Source organism: Mycobacterium sp. IDUB_3, assembly GCF_055419585.1.
This window is the reverse complement of the sequence record NZ_JBVAXZ010000001.1, coordinates 2,175,665-2,199,200: the sequence shown is the minus strand read 5'-3', so window position 1 is coordinate 2,199,200 and position 23,536 is coordinate 2,175,665. Positions and strand designations below refer to the sequence as shown.

At 68.0% G+C, this 23,536-nt stretch carries 18 protein-coding genes; 10 read left to right on the top strand and 8 right to left on the bottom strand.

Translation table 11 applies throughout. The features are described from left to right. Nucleotides 1–280: 280 nt before the first annotated feature. The 3 genes from sucC (at nucleotide 281) to ACZYVJ_RS09620 (ending at nucleotide 3,956) form a co-directional block, all read left to right on the top strand. Nucleotides 281–1,444, top strand: coding sequence for an ADP-forming succinate--CoA ligase subunit beta (gene sucC, locus ACZYVJ_RS09630; RefSeq protein ID WP_463830796.1), 1,164 nt, complete (start codon nucleotides 281–283; stop codon nucleotides 1,442–1,444). Between the two features lie 12 nt (nucleotides 1,445–1,456). Next, a complete protein-coding gene (sucD, locus tag ACZYVJ_RS09625; RefSeq protein ID WP_083018032.1) occupies nucleotides 1,457–2,359 on the top strand; it encodes a succinate--CoA ligase subunit alpha in 903 nt (300 codons plus the stop codon). A gap of 70 nt (nucleotides 2,360–2,429) precedes the next feature. Then, nucleotides 2,430–3,956, top strand: coding sequence for an acetyl-CoA acetyltransferase (locus ACZYVJ_RS09620; protein WP_463830795.1), 1,527 nt, complete (start codon nucleotides 2,430–2,432; stop codon nucleotides 3,954–3,956). Between the two features lie 3 nt (nucleotides 3,957–3,959). Here the strand turns inward: ACZYVJ_RS09620 and ACZYVJ_RS09615 are convergent, their stop codons facing one another. Next, a complete protein-coding gene (locus ACZYVJ_RS09615; protein ID WP_463830794.1) occupies nucleotides 3,960–4,808 on the bottom strand; it encodes an LLM class F420-dependent oxidoreductase in 849 nt (282 codons plus the stop codon). 254 nt (nucleotides 4,809–5,062) lie between these two features. On the opposite strand from ACZYVJ_RS09615, the gene ACZYVJ_RS09610 reads away from it, so the two are divergent. The 7 genes from ACZYVJ_RS09610 to ACZYVJ_RS09580 all read left to right on the top strand — a co-directional run bounded on the left by ACZYVJ_RS09610 (nucleotide 5,063) and on the right by ACZYVJ_RS09580 (nucleotide 14,173). After that, entirely contained in the window at nucleotides 5,063–5,974 is a 912-nt protein-coding gene (locus tag ACZYVJ_RS09610; RefSeq protein WP_463830793.1) for a DUF5336 domain-containing protein, read from the top strand. A gap of 47 nt (nucleotides 5,975–6,021) precedes the next feature. Beyond that, complete coding sequence (locus tag ACZYVJ_RS09605; RefSeq protein WP_463830792.1) at nucleotides 6,022–7,443, top strand: cell division protein PerM; 1,422 nt, start codon at nucleotides 6,022–6,024, stop codon at nucleotides 7,441–7,443. Nucleotides 7,444–7,576: 133 nt separating this feature from the next. After that, a complete protein-coding gene (gene purN / locus ACZYVJ_RS09600) occupies nucleotides 7,577–8,224 on the top strand; it encodes a phosphoribosylglycinamide formyltransferase (protein ID WP_463830791.1) in 648 nt (215 codons plus the stop codon). Further along, nucleotides 8,221–9,804, top strand: a complete 1,584-nt coding sequence (gene purH / locus ACZYVJ_RS09595) for a bifunctional phosphoribosylaminoimidazolecarboxamide formyltransferase/IMP cyclohydrolase (RefSeq protein ID WP_463830790.1) — start codon at nucleotides 8,221–8,223, stop codon at nucleotides 9,802–9,804. The genes purN and purH overlap by 4 nt, the downstream gene beginning before the upstream one ends. An 85-nt stretch (nucleotides 9,805–9,889) precedes the next feature. Next, nucleotides 9,890–11,275, top strand: a complete 1,386-nt coding sequence (locus ACZYVJ_RS09590) for a sigma 54-interacting transcriptional regulator (RefSeq protein ID WP_463830789.1) — start codon at nucleotides 9,890–9,892, stop codon at nucleotides 11,273–11,275. Then, nucleotides 11,268–13,247 (top strand): vWA domain-containing protein, encoded by a 1,980-nt coding sequence (locus ACZYVJ_RS09585; protein WP_463830787.1) that lies wholly within the window; start codon nucleotides 11,268–11,270, stop codon nucleotides 13,245–13,247. Before ACZYVJ_RS09590 ends, ACZYVJ_RS09585 begins: the two co-directional genes overlap by 8 nt. A gap of 77 nt (nucleotides 13,248–13,324) precedes the next feature. Next, nucleotides 13,325–14,173, top strand: a complete 849-nt coding sequence (locus ACZYVJ_RS09580; RefSeq protein WP_463830786.1) for an aldo/keto reductase — start codon at nucleotides 13,325–13,327, stop codon at nucleotides 14,171–14,173. 9 nt (nucleotides 14,174–14,182) lie between these two features. Here ACZYVJ_RS09580 and ACZYVJ_RS09575 read toward each other — a convergent pair whose 3' ends face one another. The 7 genes from ACZYVJ_RS09575 to ACZYVJ_RS09545 form a co-directional block, all read right to left on the bottom strand. Next, the gene (locus ACZYVJ_RS09575) at nucleotides 14,183–14,785 is read right to left on the bottom strand and encodes a DUF1707 SHOCT-like domain-containing protein (protein WP_463830785.1); all 603 of its coding nucleotides are present in this window, start codon (nucleotides 14,783–14,785) and stop codon (nucleotides 14,183–14,185) included. Between the two features lie 133 nt (nucleotides 14,786–14,918). Continuing rightward, nucleotides 14,919–15,827, bottom strand: coding sequence for an enoyl-CoA hydratase family protein (locus ACZYVJ_RS09570; RefSeq protein WP_463830783.1), 909 nt, complete (start codon nucleotides 15,825–15,827; stop codon nucleotides 14,919–14,921). Nucleotides 15,828–15,843: 16 nt separating this feature from the next. Then, nucleotides 15,844–17,010 carry an acyl-CoA dehydrogenase family protein gene (locus tag ACZYVJ_RS09565; protein WP_463830782.1) on the bottom strand — a complete coding sequence of 389 codons (1,167 nt, stop codon included), beginning with the start codon at nucleotides 17,008–17,010 and terminating at the stop codon, nucleotides 15,844–15,846. Then, the gene (locus ACZYVJ_RS09560) at nucleotides 17,007–18,986 is read right to left on the bottom strand and encodes an acetyl/propionyl/methylcrotonyl-CoA carboxylase subunit alpha (RefSeq protein WP_463830781.1); all 1,980 of its coding nucleotides are present in this window, start codon (nucleotides 18,984–18,986) and stop codon (nucleotides 17,007–17,009) included. Before ACZYVJ_RS09560 ends, ACZYVJ_RS09565 begins: the two co-directional genes overlap by 4 nt. A 5-nt stretch (nucleotides 18,987–18,991) precedes the next feature. Further along, a complete protein-coding gene (locus ACZYVJ_RS09555; protein ID WP_463832926.1) occupies nucleotides 18,992–20,581 on the bottom strand; it encodes an acyl-CoA carboxylase subunit beta in 1,590 nt (529 codons plus the stop codon). A 2-nt stretch (nucleotides 20,582–20,583) separates the two neighbouring features. Then, complete coding sequence (locus ACZYVJ_RS09550) at nucleotides 20,584–21,732, bottom strand: acyl-CoA dehydrogenase family protein (protein WP_463830780.1); 1,149 nt, start codon at nucleotides 21,730–21,732, stop codon at nucleotides 20,584–20,586. After that, complete coding sequence (locus ACZYVJ_RS09545; RefSeq protein WP_463830779.1) at nucleotides 21,729–23,462, bottom strand: acyclic terpene utilization AtuA family protein; 1,734 nt, start codon at nucleotides 23,460–23,462, stop codon at nucleotides 21,729–21,731. Before ACZYVJ_RS09545 ends, ACZYVJ_RS09550 begins: the two co-directional genes overlap by 4 nt. Nucleotides 23,463–23,536: the final 74 nt, after the last annotated feature.

The following is a 23,536-nucleotide window of genomic DNA, read 5'->3' as shown; positions in this document are numbered from 1 at the left end:
GACAACCTGAAATGTCCTCGTATCGTGACCATAACGTTATCTGGACCCTAGGAAGGTATCCGCTAACGCGCGGGGCTGGCAACCTAGTTGGAAAATCCAGGCGGAATTGTGATTTGGATCACGCGGGCGGTCAACCCATAGCCGGTGAGCTGTGCCACATCGGCGGACGCGGTGGTCAAAGCCGTTTGAGGGGTGGATACAGTTCGTCCGTGCGAGTCGCCGAGTGCGGCACTGCCCACCAAGAGGCCTAGTAGTTGAGTCGAGCGAAGACAGAGAGTCCATGGACCTTTTCGAGTATCAAGCAAAAGAATTGTTCGCCAAGCACAACGTACCGACTACGCCGGGACGCGTGACCGACACCGCCGAGGGCGCTCGCGAGATCGCCAGCGAGATCGGTCGTCCGGTGATGGTTAAGGCGCAGGTGAAGGTCGGCGGACGCGGCAAGGCGGGTGGCGTCAAGTACGCGGCCACGCCCGACGACGCCTACGAGCACGCCAAGAACATCCTCGGTCTCGACATCAAGGGACACGTCGTGAAGAAGCTGCTGGTCGCCGAGGCCAGCGACATCGCCGAGGAGTACTACATCTCCTTCCTGCTCGACCGCGCCAACCGCACCTACCTGGCCATGTGCTCGGTCGAGGGCGGCATGGAGATCGAAGAGGTGGCCGCCACCAAGCCCGAGCGGCTGGCCAAGGTTCCGGTGGACGCCGTCAAGGGTGTCGACCTGGCGACCGCGCGTTCCATCGCGGAGCAAGGCCACCTGCCCGCCGAGGTGCTCGACGCCGCCGCGATCACCATCAACAAGCTGTGGGAGGTCTTCGTCGCCGAGGACGCCACCCTGGTCGAGGTCAACCCGTTGGTGCGCGACCCGCAGGACCAGATCCTGGCGCTGGACGGCAAGGTCACGCTGGACGCCAACGCCGACTTCCGTCAGCCCGGGCACGCCGAGTTCGAGGACCGCGACGCCACCGACCCGCTGGAGCTCAAGGCCAAGGAGCACGACCTCAACTACGTCAAGCTGGACGGCTCGGTCGGCATCATCGGTAATGGTGCGGGCCTGGTGATGTCGACCCTCGACGTAGTCGCGTACGCGGGCGAGAAGCACGGCGGGGTCAAGCCGGCCAACTTCCTCGACATCGGCGGCGGCGCGTCGGCCGAGGTGATGGCCGCGGGCCTGGACGTCATTCTGAACGACAAGCAGGTCAAGAGCGTGTTCGTGAACGTGTTCGGCGGCATCACCTCGTGCGACGCCGTCGCCAACGGCATCGTGACCGCGCTGAACATGCTCGGCGACGAGGCCAACAAGCCGCTCGTGGTCCGGCTCGACGGCAACAACGTCGACGAGGGCCGGCGCATCCTGGCCCAAGCCAACCACCCGCTGGTGATCCAGGCCGAGACGATGGACGCCGGTGCCGACAAAGCCGCCGAGCTGGCGAACAAGTAAGGGACACAAGAGATGTCGATCTTCCTGAACAAAGACTCCAAGGTAATCGTCCAGGGCATCACGGGTGGAGAGGGCACCAAGCACACCGCGCTCATGATGAAGGCCGGCACCCAGGTGGTGGGTGGCGTGAACGCCCGCAAGGCCGGCACCACGGTGTCGCACGTGGACCCCGTGGGCAAGGACGTCGAGCTGCCGGTCTTCGGCACGGTCGCCGAGGCGATGAAGGAAACCGGCGCCAACGTGTCGGTCGTCTTCGTGCCGCCCAAGTTCGCCAAGGACGCGATCATCGAGGCCATCGACGCAGAGATCCCGCTGCTTGTCGTCATCACCGAGGGAATTCCGGTGCAGGACAGCGCCTATGCGTGGGCCTACAACGTGGACAAGGGGCAGAAGACCCGCATCATCGGGCCGAACTGCCCCGGCATCATCACCCCGGGCGAGGCGCTGGCCGGCATCACCCCGGCGAACATCAGCGGACCAGGCCCGGTCGGCCTGGTCTCGAAGTCGGGCACGCTGACCTACCAGATGATGTACGAGCTGCGCGATTTCGGCTTCTCCACCTCGATCGGCATCGGTGGTGACCCGGTGATCGGCACCACCCACATCGACGCCATCGAGGCCTTCGAGAAGGACCCCGACACCAAGGTCATCGTGATGATCGGTGAGATCGGCGGTGACGCCGAGGAGCGTGCGGCCGACTACATCAAGGCCAACGTGTCCAAGCCGGTCGTCGGCTACGTCGCCGGATTCACCGCGCCGGAGGGCAAGACGATGGGCCACGCGGGCGCCATCGTGTCCGGCTCGTCGGGCACCGCGGCCGCCAAGAAGGAGGCCCTGGAGGCGGCCGGCGTCAAGGTCGGCAAGACCCCGTCGGAGACCGCGGCGCTGGCCCGGGAGATCCTGCAGAGCCTGTAGCCAGGTCGGACACTGGCGCTGCGCGGGCCCCGGATTTGGCGGGGCCCGGCCCTCGGTAGATAGTGGGTCTATGAATCTCGACCCGAACACCCCCGTCATCGTCGGGGTGGGGCAGTTCACCGAACGCATCGAGGACTCCGACTACCGCGGAATGTCGTCGGTGGAACTGGCGACGGCCGCGGCGCAGGCCGCACTGCATGACTCCGGTGCCGACGCCACCGCCGTCGCCGCGGCCATCGACACCGTCGCCGCCACTCGGCAATTCGAGCTCTCCGGGCGCACACCGGCGCCGATGGGCAAGTCCAACAACTACCCGCGGTCGGTGGCCACGCGCATCGGCGCCGCACCGGCCCGCGCGATTCTCGAACCCATCGGCGGCCAGGGCCCCCAGCATCTGGTCACCGAGTTCGCCGGCGTCATCGCCTCGGGTGAGGCCGAGGTCGTGATGATCTTCGGCTCCGAAAACACTTCCAGCATCCGGTATTTCGCCGACCGGGATAAGCCGGACCACTCCGAGACGGTCGAGGGTTCCCTCGAGGACCGAGGCTTGGGCTACGACGGTCTGTTCGACGACTACACCGTCGCCCACGGCCTGATCGGAGCGCCCGCCCAGTACGGGCTGCTGGAGAACGCGCGCCGCGCCCGGCTGGGCTTGAGCGTCGCCGACTACCGGCGCCGGATGGGCGAGCTGTTCGCCCCGTTCAGCAAAGTGGCGGCCAAGAACCCGTTCGCGTCCTCTCCGGTGGAACGCAGCGTCGACGAGCTCATCACCGTCACCGCGTCCAACCGGATGATCTGCGATCCGTACCCGCGACTGTTGGTGGCCCGCGACCAGGTCAACCAGGGTGCGGCTGCGCTGCTGATGTCGGTGGGCGCCGCCCGCAGGCTCGGCGTGCCCCAGGAGCGCTGGGTGTTCCTGCACGGCCACGCCGACATGGTGGACCAGCCGCTGCTGGACCGCCTCGACCTGACGCACAATTCGGCCTCGGTGCTGGCGGTCCGGGAAGCTCTCGCCGGGGCCGGCGTCGGCATCGACGACGTCTCGACCTTCGACCTCTACAGCTGCTTCCCGGTGCCGGTGTTCAACTTCTGCGACGGGATGGGTCTGGCCGCCGACGATCCTCGCGGGCTGACCCTCACCGGCGGTCTGCCGTACTTCGGCGGACCGGGCAACAACTACTCACTGCACGGCATCGCCGAAACGGTCAGCGAAATGCGGGACCTGCCAGGGCAATTCGGCCTGGTCGCCGCCAACGGCGGGATCATGAGCAAGTACTCCGTCGGGGTGTACTCGACAACGCCGGCGAACTGGAAGCCCGACAACAGCGCCGCGCTGCGCGCCGAGGTCGCCGCCCGCCCCAAGATGGCGGTGAGCATCAAGGCCGATGGTCCGGCGACCATCGAGACCTACACCGTGCGGTACGACTGGCCGGTGCACACTGGCCTCATTATCGGTCGGCTCGACGACGACGGCAGCCGCTTCCTGGCCCTGAGCGAGGACCCCGATCTGGTCGGCCTGCTCAGTGACGGCGAGCCGCTCGGGGCCTCGATCGTGGTCCGGCCGACCGAGAAGGACAATCGGGCCACGCTGGCCTGAGCGTCAGACCAGGGCGGCGAGTTTGCCGGCCAGCCGCTCGACGTAGGCGGCGACCTCGTCCTCGGACTTGTCCGGCAGCCCGAACAGCACCTCGGTCACCCCCAGCTCGGCCCACTTCGCGAGCTTCTCGGGCACCGGCTTGAAGTCCAGCGCCACGATCTGCGGGGCGCCGTCACGGCCCGCGGCCGCCCAGGTGTCCTGCAGCAGCTTCACCGGTTCGTCGATGTCGAAGTCGCGCGGAGTGGTGATCCAGCCGTCGGCGCTGCGGGCGATCCACTTGAAGTTCTTCTCGGTGCCCGCGGCGCCCACCAGCACCGGGATGTGTGATTGCACCGGCTTGGGCCAGGCCCAGCTGGGACCGAACTTCACGAATTCGCCGTCGTATTGGGCTTCCTCTTCGGTCCACAGCGCCCGCATCGCCTCGAGATATTCGCGCAGCATCGTGCGGCGCCGGCCCGGCGGCACGTTGTGGTCGGCGAGTTCGTCGGTGTTCCAGCCGAACCCGACGCCCAGGCTGACCCGTCCGCCCGACAGGTGGTCAAGGGTGGCAATACTTTTCGCCAGGGTGATCGGGTCGTGCTCGACCGGCAGGGCGACCGCGGTGGACAGCCGCACCCGCGAGGTGACCGCGCACGCAGCACCCAGACTTACCCATGGGTCTAGTGTCCGCATGTAGCGATCGTCGGGCAGCGATTCGTCCCCCGTGGTGGGGTGAGCCGCCTCGCGCTTCACCGGGATGTGAGTGTGTTCTGGCACGTAGAAGGTCGCAAAGCCGTGGTCGTCGGCGAGCTTCGCGGCCTTCGCCGGGGAGATGCCACGATCGCTGGTAAAAAGCACAAGCCCGTAATCCATGCAGAGAATTAGAACGTGTTCTACCTCTGCTGAGCAAGCTGTTGTGACACGGACCGTCTCGCGAGGGGCTGGTGGCACCGCGGGCGTGGGCCGCGCCGTCCAAGCCAGTGGCGGCGGCACGGGTTGCCGCACGTGCGCTAGCGTGGGTGATCGACCGCGTCGCTAACCCAGCGAGGCGCCTGGAAGCACAGCGTTGCACTGCAATCGTGGCGACCGCTAGGCAGTTCAAGGCACTGGAAGCAACAGGAGGAGCCATGACCTACTCTCCCGGAAGCCCGGGCTATCCATCGGCGCAACCCGGCGGCAGCTATGCGGGCGCCACACCGTCCTTCGCCAAGGACGACCACGGAACGAGCAAGCTGCCGTTCTACCTGAACATCGCGGTGGTTGTGCTGGGTCTGGCGGCGTACCTGCTGAACTTCGGTCCCACCTTCACCATCGGCGCCGACCTCGGCCCGGGCATCGGTGGACGCGCCGGCGACGCGGGCACCGCGGTGGTGGTCGCCGTGCTGGCCGCGCTGCTCGCCGGCCTCGGCCTGCTGCCGAAGACCAAGAACTACCCGGGAATCGTCGCGGTGATCGCGGTTCTGGCTGCGTTGCTGGCCATCACCGAGACGATCAACCTGCCCGCCGGTTTCGCGATCGGCTGGGCGATGTGGCCGCTGGTGGCGGCCGTCGTGCTGCAGGCGATCGCCGCGGTTGTGGTGGTCCTGCTGGACGCCGGGGTGATCACCGCGCCGGCGCCGCGGCCCAAGTACGACCCCTACGCTCAGTACAACCAGTACGGGCAATATGGCCAGTACGGTCAGCAGCCCTACTACGGTCAGCAGGCGGGCGGCCAGCAGCACGGGGGCCAGCAGCAGTCGCCCCAGGGATACGGGTCGCAGTACGGCGGCTATTCGCCGAGCGCGGCGCCCACCCAAAGCGGCGTTCCGACCGGCGGTTTCGGTGCTCAGCCGTCGCCGCAGTCGGGTGCCCAGCCGTCCGCGCAGCAGCAGGGTCCGTCCACACCCCCCACCGGCTTCCCCAGCTTCAGCCCGCCGCCGAACGTCGGCGGATCGGATGCCGGTTCGGCGACGACGAACTTCTCCGAGCAGGGTGGGGGCCAGCACTACGGCCAGGAGCAGCAATCGCCGTCGTCACCGTCTGGGCCAGCGCCCTCCTAACCGTGCGCTGTCGCGCCTAGTCGGGGACGTGCCCCAGAGTGACACGGGTGGAGGACAACCGGGCAGCGGGCGCTCGCCAGGCGCGTGACTTAGTCAGGGTCGCGTTCGCGCCGACGGTGGTGGCGTTGGTCATCATCGCCGCGATCACGCTGATCCAGTTGTTGATCGCCAACAGCGACATGACCGGCGCGCTGGGCGCCATCGCCAGCATGTGGCTGGGCGTGCACCAGGTCCCGGTCTCGATCGCCGGCCGCGAACTCGGTGTGATGCCGCTGCTGCCGGTCCTCCTGATGATCTGGGCGACCGCCCGCAGTACGGCGCGCGCCACCACGCCCCATTCGTCGTGGCTGGTTGTCCGCTGGGTCGTCGCCTCGGCGCTGGGCGGCCCGCTGCTGATGGCGGCGATCGCCCTGGCCGTCATCCACGACGCGTCCTCGGTGATCACCGAGCTGCAAACACCCAGCGCGCTGCGCGCGTTCCTCAGCGTGCTCGTGGTGCATGCCGCCGGCGCCGGCATCGGGGTGTGGTCCCGGGTGGGGCCGCGCGCGCTGGCGGCGGCGTCGCTGCCGTTTTGGCTCGGCGACTCCGTGCGCGCCGCATCCGCCGGCCTGCTGGCATTGCTGGGGCTGTCCGGCCTGGTGGCGGCCGGGTCGCTGGTCGTGCACTGGTCGACCATGCAGGAGCTCTACGGCATCACCGATTCGATCTTCGGCGAGTTCAGCCTGACGCTGCTGTCAATGCTTTACGCGCCCAACGTGATTGCGGGCACCGCGGCGATGGCCGTCGGGTCCAGCGCGCATATCGGGTTCGCGACCTTCAGTTCATTCACCGTGTTCGGTGGCGATATCCCGGCCCTGCCGGTGCTGGCCGCGGTCCCCAGACCGCCGTTGGGTCCGGTCTGGGTGGCGCTGTTGATCATCGGCGCCTCGTCCGGCGTGGCGGTCGGCCAGCAATGCGCCCGGCGTGCGCTGCCGCCGCTCGCGGCCGCGGCCAAGCTGCTGGTCGCCGCGGTCGGCGGCGCGCTGGTGATGTCGTTGCTTGCTTATGCCGGCAGCGGCCAGCTGGGCAACTTCGGCCACGTCGGCGTGGACCAGGGCGCGTTGCTCGTCGGCGTCTTCTTCTGGTTCGCGGTCGTCGGCGGGATCACCGTGGCGATGACCGGCGGGATCATGCGTCGGCCCCGCCGGATCAAGCCCAGGCCCGCGGCCGCCGCGGCTGTCGAGGAACCCGCGGACTTCGTGGGCGTTTTCGACGACGACCTGGTGCCCGAGGACGCGGAGCGAGACGACGCGATCCCAGCGGATTCGGCCGACTCGGGTGATCTGCCTCCTTGCGATGCGGACGACGTGCCTCCCGGCGATGTGGTCGCCCCTGACGATGCCACCGAACAACACGCGCCGGCCGGTGACGACGCGCCGCCCCCCGCCGAACCGGGGCTGGGCGCGTCCGAGCGAGATTCTGGGGATTAGGCCTTCGCCCGCCTCGTAACGACAACCGCGGCGAGTGCGGTGCGCCGCCAGGTGATAGTCGCTCAGAGGCGGGCAATTCCCCTGTGGCCAGCCTGATCGTCAGGGCGATGACGTCGCCAGTAGGCTCGCCGATGTGGTCGAACCGCTCCATGTGCCCCCGAACGCACCGGCACGGATAGTGGTACTGGCGTCGGGCACCGGGTCGCTGCTGAATTCACTGCTGACCTCAGCGGTCGCGGACTATCCGGCGCGGGTGGTCGCCGTCGGCGCCGACCGCGACTGCCTGGCCACCGAGATCGCCGCGGCCGCGTCCGTGCCCGCGTTCACCGTCCGGCTCGGCGATCACCCGGACCGCGACGCCTGGGACGCGGCCATCACCGAGGCCACCGCCGCGCACTCACCCGACCTGGTGGTCTCCGCCGGTTTCATGAAAATTCTTGGGCCACAGTTCCTTTCGCGGTTCAACGGCCGCGTCATCAACACCCATCCGGCGCTGCTGCCGGCGTTCCCGGGCGCGCACGGGGTGGCCGACGCGTTGGCCTACGGTGTGAAGGTCACAGGTTGTACGGTGCACCTGGTGGACGCCGGGACGGACACCGGGCCGATTCTGGCGCAGGAATCCGTTCCGGTGCTCGACGGCGACACCGAAGAGACTCTGCACGAACGCATCAAGGTCACCGAACGCAAGCTCCTGGTGGACGTGGTGGCCGCGATCGCAACCGGCGGCCTGACCCTGGTCGGGAGAACAGCGACGATCGGACGAAAGGCGACGAACCGATGAGCACCGACGACTGGCGCGAAGACGCCAAACGGCCGATCCGGCGCGCCTTGATCAGCGTGTACGACAAGACCGGGCTGTTCGACCTCGCCCAGGGCCTGGCGGGGGCGGGCGTCGAGATCGTCTCGACCGGGTCCACCGCGAAGGTCATTGCCGACAAAGGCATTCCGGTGACCCGGGTCGAAGAGCTGACCGGTTTTCCCGAAGTCCTCGACGGCCGCGTCAAGACATTGCACCCGCGCGTGCATGCGGGCCTGCTGGCGGACCTTCGCAAGCCCGAGCACGCCGCCGCGCTCGAGGAACTCGGGATTGCGGGATTCGAGCTCGTCGTCGTGAACCTGTACCCCTTCACCGAGACCGTCGACTCCGGGGCGAGCATCGACGAATGCGTCGAGCAGATCGACATCGGCGGCCCGTCGATGGTGCGGGCCGCTGCCAAAAACCACCCCAGCGTGGCGGTGGTCACCGACCCGCAGGGCTACGACGGAGTGCTCGCCGCGGTGCGCGAAGGCGGCTTTACCCTCGCCGAGCGCAAAAAGCTGGCGTCGCTTGCTTTTCAGCACACCGCCGAGTACGACATCGCCGTCGCCAGCTGGATGGAGTCGGCGCTGGCTCCCGAGCACCCGCCGACGACCTTCCCGAAGTGGCTGGGCCGCAGCTGGCGCCGCTCGGCGATGCTGCGCTACGGCGAGAACCCGCACCAGCAGGCGGCGCTGTACAGCGACCCGGGCGCCTGGCCGGGACTGGCGCAGGCCGAGCAGTTGCACGGAAAAGAGATGTCCTACAACAACTTCACCGATGCGGATGCGGCCTGGCGGGCCGCCTTCGACCACGAGCAGACCTGCGTGGCAATCATCAAGCACGCCAACCCATGTGGCATCGCCATCTCGTCGGCATCGGTCGCGGACGCACACCGCAAGGCACACGAGTGCGACCCGCTGAGCGCCTTCGGCGGGGTCATTGCGTCCAACACCGAAGTCAGCCTGGAAATGGCCGAGTACGTCAGCACCATCTTCACCGAGGTCATCGTCGCGCCCGCCTACGAGCCGGCCGCCCTGGAGGTGCTGACCCGCAAGAAGAACATCCGGGTGCTGGTGGGTTCGGAGCCGCTGACCGGTGGCACCGAGCTGCGGCCGATCAGTGGCGGCCTGTTGGTACAGCAGCGTGACGAGCTCGACGCGCACGGCGACAACCCGGTGAACTGGACCCTGGCCACCGGCTCACCCGCCGACCCGGCGACGCTGGCCGACCTGGTATTCGCCTGGCGCGTCTGTCGAGCCGTGAAATCGAACGCGATCGTGATCGCCGCCGGCGGCGCCACCATCGGCGTCGGCATGGGTCAGGTGAACCGGGTCGACGCCGCGCGGCTGGCGGTCGAACGCGGCGGCGACCGGGTGCGCGGCGCGGTCGCGGCCTCGGATGCGTTCTTCCCGTTCCCCGACGGACTCGAGACGCTGACCGGCGCCGGGGTGAAGGCGATCGTGCACCCCGGCGGATCGGTGCGCGACGACGAGGTGACCGCGGCGGCCGCCAACGCCGGCATTTCGCTCTATCTCACCGGGGCGCGTCACTTCGCGCACTAGCCACGGGGTGCGCCGACGCGGGTGTCAATAAGCGTGTAGTGAACGCCCTTGGCATGACTCGTCTGAGCGCGCGTCGTAGCGTGTAGTGGTGACGTCACCGAGCAACCTGCCCCGCACAGTCGGCGAACTGCGTGCCGCCGGTCATCGTGAACGGGGAGTCAAGCAGGAAATCCGCGAAAATCTGCTTACCGCACTGGCCGAGGGAGATGACATCTGGCCGGGAATTCTGGGATTCGACGACACCGTCTTGCCCCAACTGGAGCGGGCGCTGATCGCGGGCCACGACTTCGTGCTGCTCGGTGAACGCGGCCAGGGCAAGACCCGGCTGCTGCGCGCGCTGACCGGATTGCTCGATGAGTGGACGCCGGTGATCGCCGGGGCCGAATTGGGTGAGCACCCCTTCTCTCCGATCACGCCGGAGTCGATCCGCAAGGCCGCCACCCTGGGCGACGATCTGCCGATCGAATGGAAGCACCGCAGCGAGCGCTACACCGAAAAGCTCGCTACTCCGGACACCAGCGTCGCCGACCTGGTCGGCGACGTCGACCCGATCAAGGTCGCCGAGGGCCGCAGCCTGGGAGACCCGGAGACCATCGCCTACGGCCTGATCCCGCGCGCGCACCGCGGCATCGTCGCGGTCAACGAACTGCCCGATCTCGCCGAGCGCATCCAGGTGTCGATGCTCAACGTGATGGAGGAGCGCGACATCCAGGTCCGCGGTTATACCCTGCGTCTCCCGCTGGACGTGTTGGTGGTCGCCAGCGCCAACCCCGAGGATTACACCAACAGGGGCCGCATCATCACCCCGCTCAAAGACCGTTTCGGCGCGGAGATCCGGACCCACTATCCGCTGGAGCTTGACGCCGAAGTCGGAGTGATCGCGCAGGAAGCGCACCTGTCGGCTCAGGTTCCCGATTACCTGATGCAGGTCATCGCCCGGTTCGCGCGGTATCTGCGGGAGTCCAACTCCGTCGATCAACGTTCCGGGGTGTCGGCACGGTTCGCCATTGCCGCCGCCGAGACCGTCGCCGCCGCCGCGCGGCATCGCGGCGCGGTGCTGGGGGAGACGGATCCGGTGGCCCGGGTGGTCGACCTGGGCACGGTGATCGACGTCCTGCGCGGCAAGCTGGAATTCGAGTCCGGCGAGGAAGGCCGCGAACAGGCCGTCCTCGAACACCTGCTGCGCCGGGCGACCGCGGACACCGCGTCGCGGGTGCTGGGCGGCATCGACGTCGGGTCGCTGGTGAGCGCGGTCGAGGGCGGTTCGGCGGTGACGACGGGCGAGCGAGTGTCGGCCAAGGACGTGCTGGCCGCGGTCCCCAGCCTGCCCGTGGTGGACAAGATCGCTGCCAAGGTCGGGGCGCAGTCTGAAGGCGAACGCGCCGCGGCGCTGGAACTGGCGCTCGAGGCCCTGTATCTGGCCAAGCGCATCGACAAGGTATCCGGGGAGGGTCAAACCGTCTATGGCTAAAGGGCATTCCTCGCGCTACTCGGCGTATACCGGCGGGCCCGACCCGCTGGCCCCGCCGGTGGATCTGCGCGAGGCGCTCGAACAGATCGGCCAGGATGTGATGGCCGGCACGTCGCCGCGCCGTGCGCTGTCCGAGCTGCTGCGCCGCGGCACCAAGAACACGCCCGGCGCCGACCGGCTGGCCGCCGAGGCCAACCGGAGACGACGGGATTTGTTGCGGCGCAATAACTTAGACGGCACCCTGCAGGAGATCAAGAAACTTCTCGATGAGGCCGTGCTGGCCGAACGCAAGGAGCTGGCCCGCGCACTCGACGACGACGCCCGGTTCGGCGAACTGCAGCTGGACGCGCTGCCGTCGTCGCCGGCCAAGGCCGTCCAGGAGCTCTCCGACTACAACTGGCGCAGCGGCGAGGCGCGCCAAAAGTACGACCAGATCAAGGATCTGCTCGGTCGCGAGATGCTCGACCAACGCTTCGCGGGCATGAAGCAGGCGCTGGAAGGCGCCACCGACGAGGATCGCCAGCGGGTCAACGACATGGTCAACGACCTCAACGACCTGCTGGACAAGCACGCCCGCGGCGAGGACACCCAGCAAGACTTCGAAGACTTCATGGACAAGCACGGCGAGTTCTTCCCGGAGAACCCGCAGAACGTCGACGAGTTGCTGGACTCCCTGGCCAAGCGCGCCGCCGCCGCGCAGCGTTTCCGTAACAGCCTCAGCGCCGAGCAGCGGGCGGAGCTGGATGCCTTGGCGCAACAGGCTTTTGGCTCGCCATCGCTGATGCAGGCGCTGAACCGCCTCGATGCGCACCTGCAGGCGGCACGGCCGGGGGAGGACTGGAGCGGGTCCGAGCAGTTCTCCGGTGACAACCCGTTCGGGATGGGGGAGGGCACCCAGGCGCTTTCCGACATCGCCGAGCTGGAGCAACTGGCCGAGCAACTCTCGCAGAGCTATCCGGGCGCCACCATGGACGACGTCGACCTGGACGCGCTGGCACGCCAGCTCGGTGACGAGGCCGCCGTCGACGCCCGCACGCTCGCCGAATTGGAACGCGCGCTGGTCAATCAGGGCTTCCTGGATCGCGGCTCCGACGGTCAGTGGCGGCTCTCGCCGAAGGCCATGCGCCGACTCGGCGAGACGGCATTACGCGATGTGGCACAACAACTTTCCGGTCGCCGCGGTGAGCGCGACCATCGGCGCGCGGGAGCGGCCGGTGAACTCACCGGCGCCACCCGGCCCTGGCAATTCGGCGACACCGAGCCGTGGAACATCTCCCGCACGTTGACCAATGCCGTCCTGCGACAATCGGGAACCGCCACCCTGGACGGCCAGGACGGCCGGTTGAAGATCACCGTCGACGACGTCGAAGTCTCCGAGACCGAGACACGCACGCAGGCCGCGATCGCGTTACTGGTCGATACCTCGTTCTCCATGGTGATGGAGAATCGCTGGCTGCCCATGAAGCAGACGGCGCTGGCGCTCAACCACCTGGTGTGCACGCGATTTCGCTCGGATGCCTTGCAGATCATCGCTTTTGGCCGATACGCGCGGACGGTTACCGCCGCCGAGCTCACCGGCCTCGAGGGTGTCTATGAGCAGGGCACCAACCTGCATCACGCGCTCGCGCTGGCCGGACGCCATCTGCGCCGGCATCCCAACGCGCAGCCCGTGGTGCTGGTGGTGACCGACGGTGAGCCGACCGCGCACCTGGAGGACTTCGACGGCGACGGCACGACCGTGTTCTTCGACTACCCGCCGCATCCGCGGACCATCGCCCACACCGTGCGCGGCTTCGACGAGATGGCGCGGCTGGGCGCCCAGATCACCATCTTCCGGCTGGGCAGCGACCCGGGCCTGGCCCGGTTCATCGACCAGGTCGCCCGGCGCGTCGAGGGACGGGTCGTGGTACCCGATCTCGACGGATTGGGAGCGGCCGTGGTCGGCGACTACCTGCGGTCTCGCCGTCGCTAAACGCCGCATCGGCAGCGCCGGTCAGGGGATAGGTGTGCTCTGGACGGGGTACAGGCACTTGGAGAAGGAGGAGACGTATGAGCCAGGTTCCAACGATCGAACTCAATGACGGCGGCAGCATTCCGCAGCTGGGTTTCGGGGTGTTCCAGATCAAGCCCGACGAGACCGCGGCGGCGGTGAAGAAGGCGCTCGAGATCGGATACCGCCACATCGACACGGCCGAGATGTACGGCAACGAGAAGGAAGTCGCACAAGGCATTCGCGAGGCGGGTCTGGACCGCGGCGATGTCTTCGTCACAAGCAAACTCAACAACGGCTTTCACCAGCCCGACGATGCGCGCCGCGCATTCGACGAGACGCTGAAGAAGCTGGATTCCGACTACGTCGATCTGTTCCTCATCCACTGGCCGCTGCCCACCCTTTATGACGGCGACTTCGTCTCGACGTGGAAGGTCTTCGAGGAGTTCAAGCGTGACGGCCGCGCCCGCAGCATCGGTGTGTCGAATTTCCAAGTCGCACACTTGGATCGGCTCGCCGACGAGACCGACACCGTCCCGTCGGTCAACCAGGTCGAGGTGCATCCCTACTTTGGCAACGACGAAGTCCGGGCCTATGGGCGCGAGCACGGCATCGCCACCGAGGCGTGGGCGCCCATCGCGCAGGGCAAGGTGCTCGACGATCCGGTGATCAACCGCGTCGCCGAGGGCCGCGGTAAAACCGCCGCGCAGGTGGTGTTGCGCTGGCACATTCAGCGGGGCGACATCGTCTTCCCGAAATCGGTGACGCCGGAACGGGTCAAAGAAAATTTCGAGCTGTTCGACTTCGAGCTGGACGACTCCGACATGGAAGCGATCTCCGGGCTGAACAAGGGTGAGTCGGGACGCAACGGCCCCAACCCCGACACTTTCGATTACGTGCCCGACTAAAACGTTCTGTTAGCCGCGTGGCCGGCGGGCCTTGCGGATGATTCCGACCCCGCCCCACAGCGAGAAGCCGCGAATACGGACGGTCGGGGCGCCAGGAGTGCCCTTCCCGAGGGCGGCGCGATCGAAGTTGCCCATCACGCCGCGGCCGTGCACCTCGACGTTGACCTCGGGCGGCAGCAAAATGTTCTGCACGCCCATGATCGACATCGCATGAATGTCGACCTCGGTCGAGGTGAAGTCGGCGTAGCGCAGATCGACGACCCCGCTGCCCCACAGGGTGAAGGTGGTGAGCTTCTTCGGGACATTCCATCGCCCGCGGCGCTCGAAGCCGCTCATCAACGCCAGCAGAAGCGTCGACGGCGCCGGATTGGGCTTGCCGCCACGGCGAGGGCTGACGGGCGTCCCCGGCAGATCGGCCCGCAGCTGATCCAGCTCCTCGTATGTGGTGGCTGCATAAGCCCTGGTCAGGCGGTCCTCGTAGTCATTGAGCTGCAGGCGGCCCTGCTCGGCCGCGTACGCGAGCAACTGCGCAATCTGGATGCGATCAGTATCAGCCGCGCGCGACGGCTCGTCGCGCGTGTCCTCCGCATCCCGTTGCGTTGAGTTGCTCATCACCCACGAGCCTACGACGTCCAGGTTTTGCTGCAAGAGGATTGGCTAAACTGCAACCTTGCGCCGGCCCGCGCCGCGCCGCCGGCCGTCCGGCCGGACCCGTTGTTTGACATCTGGCTAACTTCTCGGCTGGCTAACTCGTCCAGCGGGGCGGCCGCTTCTCCAGGAACGCCAGCATGCCTTCGCGCGCTTCGTCGGACACGAACAGCCGGGCCGATTCCTCGGCGAGCCGCTCGGCGTCGCGGTCGAACCCATCCAGCACCGCGGCCGTGTTCAATGCCTTGGAGGCCGCGAGGCCCTGCGGTGAACCGCGGCCGATGTCGGAGACCAATTTGTCGACCGCGGCGTCAACGTCCTCGGCGGCCTCGGTGATCAGTCCGATCTCGGCTGCCCGGCCGGCGTCGAACGTCTCGCCGCTGAGGTAGTAGCGCGCCGCGGCCCGCGCTGACAGTTTCGGCAGCAGCGTCAACGAGATGATCGCCGGGGCGACGCCGATCCGGGCCTCGGTCAGCGCGAAGGTGCTGCGCGGGCCGGCGAGCGCGATATCGCAGGCGCCCACCAGACCGAATCCGCCGGCGCGGACGTGCCCATTGATCGCGGCGATCACCGGCAGCGGCGAGGAGACGATGGCCCGCATCAAGGCGGCCATCTCCCGGGCCCGCTCCAAGGCCATGGCGTATGCCGTTGGTGGCGACCCGCTTCGCCCGGCTGCGCCGCCCTCGCGATCGCCACGTGCCGATGGTGGCGACCCGCTTCGCCCGGCTGCGCCGCCCTCGCGATCGCCACGTGCCGATGGTGGCGACCCGCTTCGCCCGGCTGCGCCGCCCTCGCTCAGATCCGCACCGGCACAAAAGGTGCCGCCGGTGTGGCCCAGCACCACCAGCCGCACCGCAGGGTCCGCCGAGGCGTCGCGCAGGCCCTGGTGCAGTTGGTTGACCAGCGCGGTGGACAGGGCGTTGCGGTTGTGCGGTGAGTTCAGCGTCAGCCGCGCGTACGGGCCACCCGTGTCGGCGGGCCCGGCGTATTCGACGAGCCTTGTCATGAGAAGGACCTAGCCATCAGTAGCTTCGGGGCAGACCCAGCGATGTCTGCGCGACGAAGTTCAGCACCATCTCGCGGCTGACCGGAGCGATGCGGCCCAGCCGGGCCGAGGTGAGCATCGCCGCCACGCCGTACTCCTTGGTCAGCCCGTTGCCGCCCATCGACTGCACCGCCTGGTCCACCGACCGCGTGGCCGCCTCGGCCGCAGCGTATTTGGCCATGTTCGCCGCCTCGGCCGCGCCCATGTCGTTGCCGGAATCGTAGAGGGTGGCGGCCTTCTGTAGCATCAGCTTGGCCAGTTCGACCTCGATGTGGCACTGCGCCAACGGATGTGACAGGCCTTGGTGCGCGCCGATCGGCGTGCCCCACACCTGGCGGGTCTTGACGTAATCGGCGGCCTTGTTGAGGGCGAACCGGCCCATCCCGACCGAGCTCGCCGCGCCCATGATGCGTTCGGGGTTGAGCCCGGCGAACAGCTGCGCGATGGCGGCGTCTTCGGCGCCGACCAGCGCGTCGCCGGGCAGCCGAACGTCGTCGAGGAAGACCTGGAACTGGCGTTCGGGGCTGATCAGTTCCATTTCGATTGGCGTGTAGGTGAATCCGGGCGCGTCGGTGGGAACCACGAACAGCGCGGGACGCAGCTTGCCGGTCTTGGCCTCTTCGGTGCGGGCCACCACCAGCACGGCCTGCGCCTGGTCGATACCGGAGATGAAGACCTTCTGGCCCTTGAGGATCCAGTCGCTGCCGTCGCGGCGGGCGGTGGTGGTGATCTTGTGCGAGTTGGACCCGGCGTCGGGCTCGGTGATGGCGAACGCCATCGTCAGTGTGCCGTCGGCGATGCCGGGGATCCAGCGCTTCTTCTGCTCCTCGGTGCCGAACTTGCTGATGATGGTGCCGTTGATGGCGGGCGAGACCACCATCAGTAGCAGCGCGCTGCCCGCGGCCGCCATCTCCTCCATGACGAGCGACAGCTCGTACATTCCGGCGCCACCACCGCCGTACTCTTCGGGCAGGTTCACCCCGAGGAAGCCGAGTTTGCCTGCCTCGGACCATAATTCGTCGGTGTGCTCGTGGGCGCGGGCCTTGCGCAGGTAGTACTCGCTGCCGTAGTTGGCTGCCCACGCCGCCACCGATTTGCGCAGGGCCTGACGCTCCTCGCTCTCGATGAAGCTGGTGTCGGTCATGCTTGATCCCCTTCTGGTTGCGGCGCTACCACTCTTGCCAGCACGGCGCCGACTTCGACTTGCTGACCGGTCTTGACGTTGAGTTCGGCGAGTACCCCGTCGACCGGGGCGGCGATGGTGTGTTCCATCTTCATGGCTTCCAGCCAGACCAGCGGCTGGCCGGCGCTGACGGTGTCGCCGATCGCGGCGCCGAGCCGGATGACGCTGCCGGGCATCGGCGCCACCAGCGAGCCCTTTTCGACGGTCGAACCGGGCTCGGGAAAACGCGGCAGGGCGATCAGGTGCACGGGTCCGCGTGCCGAATCGACGTAGACGTCGGAATCGTAGCGCCGCACCGAGAAGCCGTGGTCCACGCCGTCGGCCCGCAGCACGACGTCATTGGGCGTGGCCGACACCAGCTGCACGGACGGATCGTCGGGCAGGTCCAAGCCGGTTCTGGTGAAACGGTATTGAACCCGTAGCTCGTCGCCCGCGTCATCGTGGTAGTCCCTGACCTGATAGACCGACGCTAGGTTGCGCCAGCCGCTGGGAACGGCGCCCAACACCGGAGCGACGGCGCGGTTGTGCGCGGCGTCGGCGAGCGCGGCCGCGACGGCGGACAGGCGGATTACCGTGTCGTCGCCCAGCGGCGCGGCCAGCCGCTCCAGGTCGTGGGTGTCGAAAAACGCGGTGTCGGTGGCACCGTCGAGGAACGCCGGATGCCGCAACACGTTCACCAGCAGATCGCGGTTGGTGCGTACGCCGTGCACGCGGGCGCGGGCCAGTGCATCGGCGAGGACCAGCGCCGCCTGGCGGCGCGTCGGGGCATAGGAGATGACCTTGGCCAGCATCGGGTCGTAGTGGATCGAGACGGTGAACCCGTCGACGATGCCGGAATCCAGCCGGATTCCGGTCCGTTGTCCCAGCGAGGTGAACTCGGTCCGGACCGACGGCACGTCGAACGCGTGCACCTGGCCGGCCTGCGGCTGCCAGTTCTTCGCGGGGTCCTCGGCGTAGAGCCGGGCTTCAATCGAATGGCCTTGGGCGGCAGGTGGTTCCGCGTTGAGACGCCCGCCGTCGGCGACGGCGAGCTGCAGTTCGACGAGGTCGAGTCCGGTGGTCTCCTCGGTGACCGGGTGTTCGACCTGCAGCCGGGTGTTCATCTCGAGGAAGTAGAACTCGCCGTCGTCGTCGGCCAGGAACTCCACCGTCCCGGCTCCGGTGTAGCCGATGGCGTCGGCGGCCAGCCGGGCCGCGTCGAACAGCTTGGCGCGCATGCCGGGTGTGCGCTCCACCAGCGGCGAGGGGGCCTCCTCGATGATCTTCTGGTGGCGGCGCTGGATCGAGCATTCGCGTTCGCCGACCGCCCACACGGTGCCATGGGTGTCGGCCATGACCTGAACCTCGATGTGGTGCCCGGTCGGCAGGTAGCGTTCGCAGAATACGGTCGGGTCACCGAAAGCGGACTGCGCCTCGCGGCTCGCCGCGGCGACTTCGCCTGCCAGAGCGGACAAGTCGCGGACCACCCGCATGCCGCGGCCACCGCCGCCGGCGGAGGCCTTGACCAGAACCGGCAGTTGCGCCTCGGTGACGGTGTCGGGGTCGAGCTCGTCGAGCACGGGCACCCCGGCCGCGGACATCAGCTTCTTGGACTCGATCTTGGAGCCCATTGCACGCACCGCGTCCACCGGTGGGCCGACCCAGGTCAGGCCGGCGTCCTGGACGGCGGACGCGAATTCGGCGTTCTCCGAGAGGAACCCGTAGCCGGGGTGTATCGCGTCGGCACCCGCGGCGCGGGCGGCGGCGATGATGGCCGCGGCGTTGAGGTAGTAGTTGGTCTTGTCCAGCCGCACCCGGGCGTCGGCCTCGGCGACGTGGGGCGCGCCGGAGTCGGGATCGGTGTAGACGGCGACGGTGCCCAGGCCGAGCCGGCGGCAGGTGGCGAACACCCGCCGGGCGATCTCGCCCCGGTTGGCGACCAGTACTCGAGTGATCATGGGGCTCACATCCGGAAGACGCCGAAGTTCGACGTCCCCTTGATCGGGCCATTGGCGATGGCGGACAGACATATTCCCAACACGGTGCGGGTATCGCGCGGGTCGATCACCCCGTCGTCGTAGAGCATCCCGGACAGCACCATCGGCAGCGACTCGGCTTCGATCTGGCCCTCGACCGCGGCCCGCATCGCCGCGTCGGCCTCCTCGTCGACCTGCTGGCCGCGTGCCTCGGCGGCCGCGCGGGCGACGATCGACAACACGCCCGACAGCTGGGCGCCGCCCATCACCGCGGACTTGGAGGTCGGCCACGCGAAGAGGAACCGCGGGTCGTAGGCGCGGCCGCACATGCCGTAGTGGCCCGCGCCGTAGGACGCGCCGATCAGCAGCGAGATGTGCGGAACGGTCGAATTGGATACGGCGTTGATCATCATCGAGCCGTGCTTGATCATCCCGCCCTCTTCGTAGTCCTTGCCCACCATGTAGCCGGTGGTGTTGTGCAGGAACAACAGTGGCGTGTCGGAGCGGTTGGCCAGCTGGATGAACTGGGTGGCCTTCTGGGACTCCTCGCTGAACAGCACGCCGCGCGCGTTGGCCAGGATGCCGATCGGATAGCCGTGTAACTGGGCCCAGCCCGTCACCAGCGACGACCCGTACAGCGGCTTGAATTCGTCGAATTCGGAGCCGTCGACGATGCGGGCGATCACTTCCCGGGGGTCGAACGGAATGCGCAGATCCGCGGGCACGATGCCGATGAGCTCCTCGGTGTCGAACAGCGGCGCGGTGACCGGTTTGGGCTTCGGCCCCTGCTTGGCCCAGTTCAGCCGGGCGACGACGCGGCGGCCGATCCGGATCGCGTCGAGTTCGTCGACGGCGAAGTAGTCGGCCAAACCCGAGACCCGGGCGTGCATTTCGGCGCCGCCGAGCGATTCGTCGTCGGATTCCTCACCGGTGGCCATCTTCACCAGCGGGGGCCCCGCGAGGAAGACCTTGGAGCGTTCCTTGATCATCACCACGTGATCGGACATGCCCGGGACGTAGGCGCCACCCGCGGTGGAGTTGCCGAACACCAATGCGATGGTGGGGATCCCGGCCGCCGACAGCCGGGTCAGGTCGCGGAACATCCGCCCACCCGGAATGAAGATCTCCTTCTGCGTGGGCAGGTCCGCGCCGCCGGATTCCACCAGGGAGATGACCGGTAGCCGGTTCTCGAAGGCGATCTGGTTGGCCCGCAGGATCTTCTTCAGTGTCCAGGGGTTGCTGGTGCCGCCTTTGACCGTCGGGTCGTTGGCGACGATCATGCATTCCACGCCTTCGACCACGCCGATCCCGGTGACCGTGCTGGCGCCTACCTTGAAGGCGCTGCCCCACGCCGCCAGCGGACTGAGCTCCAGGAACGGCGAGTCCTGGTCGACGAGCAATTCGATGCGCTCGCGCGCCGTCAGCTTGCCGCGAGCATGGTGGCGCTCAACGTATTTGGTCCCGCCGCCGGCCAGCGCATTGGCCAGCTCGGTGTCGATCTCCTCGAGTTTCGCCGCCGCTGCCGCCGCCGCGTCGGTGAAGGCGGGGGCCTCGGCGTCGAGTGTGGACTGCAGCACGGTCATGATTGGAATCCCAGCAGTTTGGCGGACAGCGCGGTCAGGATCTCGGTGGTTCCTCCGCCGATGCCCAGGATTCTCATGTCCCGGTATTGGCGTTCCACCTCGGATTCGGCCATGTAACCCATCCCGCCGAACAGCTGAACGGCTTGGTTGGCCACCCATTCGCCGGCCTCGACGGCGGTGTTCTTGGCGAAACACACCTGCGGAATCAGGTTCGTCTCGCCGGCGAGCTGCCGCTCCACCACGCTGCGCGAGTACACCCGGGCGACGTCGATGCGACGGGCCATCTCGGCCAACGTGTTCTGCACCGACTGCCGCGATATCAATGGGCGACCGAACGTTTCGCGGTCGCGACACCATTGCACCGTGAGGTCCAGGCACCGCTGCGCGCTCGAATAGGCCTGTGCGGCAAGGCCGATACGTTCGGAGACGAAGGCCTGGGCGATCTGGGCGAAGCCACTGTTCTCGGCGCCGACCAGGTTGGCCACAGGCACGCGTACGTCGGTGTAGGACAGCTCGGCGGTGTCCGAGGACCGCCAGCCCATCTTGTCCAGCTTGCGGGACACCTCGAAGCCCGGCGTGCCCTTCTCGACAACCAGCAGCGAAACCCCGCCCGCGCCAGGACCTCCGGTGCGTACCGCGGTCACCACGTAGTCGGCGCGAACTCCGGAGGTGATGTAGGTCTTGGCGCCGTTGACCACATAGTGATCACCGTCCAGGACCGCGGAGGTCCGCAAATGCCCGACGTCGGAACCGCCGCCGGGTTCGGTGATGGCCAGCGAACCGATCTTCTCGCCGGCCAGCGTCGGGCGGACGAACTCCTCGATCAGCCGCTGATCGCCTGAGGCGATCATGTGCGGCACCGCGATGCCGCAGGCGAACAGTGACGCGAACACACCTCCCGGGGCCCCGGCCTGATGCATCTCCTCGCAGATGATCACCGCGTCGCCGCCGTCGCCGCCACCGCCGCCGACGGATTCGGGGAACCCGGCTCCCAGCAGCCCGGCGGCCCCGGCGCTGCGGTGCAACTCGCGCGGCAGGTCGCCGGTGCGCTCCCACTCGTCGACGTGGGGCAGGATCTCGCGTTCTGCGAACGAGCGCACCGTCTTTCGCAACTGTTCGCGCTCGGGCGTGGTCCAAAGATTCACAGGAGTCTCTCCGGGATGTCGAGGTAGCGGCCGCGGAGCCATTCGCCCAGCCCTTTGGCCTGGGGGTCAAATCGAGCCTGGTACGCGACGCCTTGGCCAAGGATGCCGTCGATGACGAAGTTGACCGCCCGCAGATTCGGCAGCAGGTGGCGGGTGACGTCGAAGTCCGCCGCTTCGGGCAGCAGCTCCTGGAGCAGCTCGACGGTCAAAGTGTTGGCCAGCCAGCGCCATTGCTCGTCGGTACGCACCCAGACTCCGACGTTCGCCGAGCCGCCCTTGTCGCCGCTGCGGGCCGCGGCGATGCGACCCAGCGGCACCCGGCGGGTCGGCCCGTTGGGCAGCGCTTCCGGAAGCGGTGGTTCAGCAGCAACGGGGGAGAGCTCCAAAGTGTCTGTGGCGCATGGAATGTCAACACGTGATCCGTCGGCGAGTACCGCGACGTGCGGTACCTGATCGGCGGCGACGTAACCCGGGGTGAACACGCCGTAGACCTGGCCGTCGCCCGGCGGGGCTGTCACGTGAAATCCCGGATAGCTGGCCAGCGCCAATTCGACAGCGGCGGAGGAGAATTGGCGCCCGACATTGGCGGGGTCGGGGTCACGCACAACGCAGTGCAACAGGGCGCTGGCGGCCTCTTCGGTGTCGGCGTCGGGGTGGTCGGTGCGGGCCAGCGACCACTGCAGCTCGGCGGGCTTGACCGTCAAAGCGGCGTCGAGTTGCCGGCGCACCAGGTCGGCCTTGGCCTCGATGTCCAAGCCGGTCAACACGAAGGTCATCGAGTTGCGGAACCCGCCGATGCTGTTCATCGACACCTTGTAGGTGGGTGGCGGGGCTTCGCCGCGAACCCCGCTGATGCGCACCCGGTCGGGCCCGTCGGACGACAAGTCGACGCTGTCCATCCGGGCGGTGACGTCGGGATTGGCGTAGCGCGCGCCGGTGATCTCGTAGAGCAGCTGCGCGGTGACGGTGTCGACGCTGACCAGGCCGCCGGTGCCCGGGTGTTTGGTGATCACCGAGGATCCGTCGGCGCTGACCTCAGCTAGGGGGAAACCGGCGTGGGTGAGATCGGCGACCTCGGTGAAGAACGAGTAGTTGCCGCCGGTGGCCTGCACCCCGCACTCGATGACGTGGCCGGCGACCACGGCGCCGGCGAGCCGGTCGTAGTCGGTGCGGTCCCACCCGAAGTGTGCGGCGGCCGCCCCGACGATCACCGAGGCGTCGGTGACGCGGCCGGTAACGACCACGTCGGCGCCGTCGTCGAGGCAGTCGACGATCCCCCAGGCGCCCAGGTACGCGTTCGCGGTCAGCGGGCTGCCCAGGCCGAGTTCGGCGGCACGCGACAACAGGTCGTCGCCCTCCACATGGGCGACCCGGGCGTCGATGCCCAGGCGCTCGGCCAGCGCGCGTATCGCGTCGGCCAGGCCGGCCGGGTTGAGGCCGCCGGCGTTGGCGACGATGCGGACCCCGCGGTCGCGGGCCTCGCCCAGGCAGTCCTCGAGCTGGGTCAGAAAGGTCTTCGCGTAGCCGCGCTCGGGGTGTTTCATTCGGTCCCGGCCCAGGATCAGCATGGTGAGTTCGGCCAGGTAGTCGCCGGTGAGGTAGTCGACGTCGCCGCCGGTGAGCATCTCGCGCATGGCCGACAGCCGGTCGCCGTAGAACCCCGAGCAGTTTGCGATCCGGACGGCGCCGGGACTGCCCGAGGCGCCGGAAGCGCCGGAAGCAGAGGCCATGCCTGTCCTCCATTCGGGGATTCACCGGTTCGGATCAACCAACCAACCGGTAGGTTAGCGGGTACCGTCGGTGT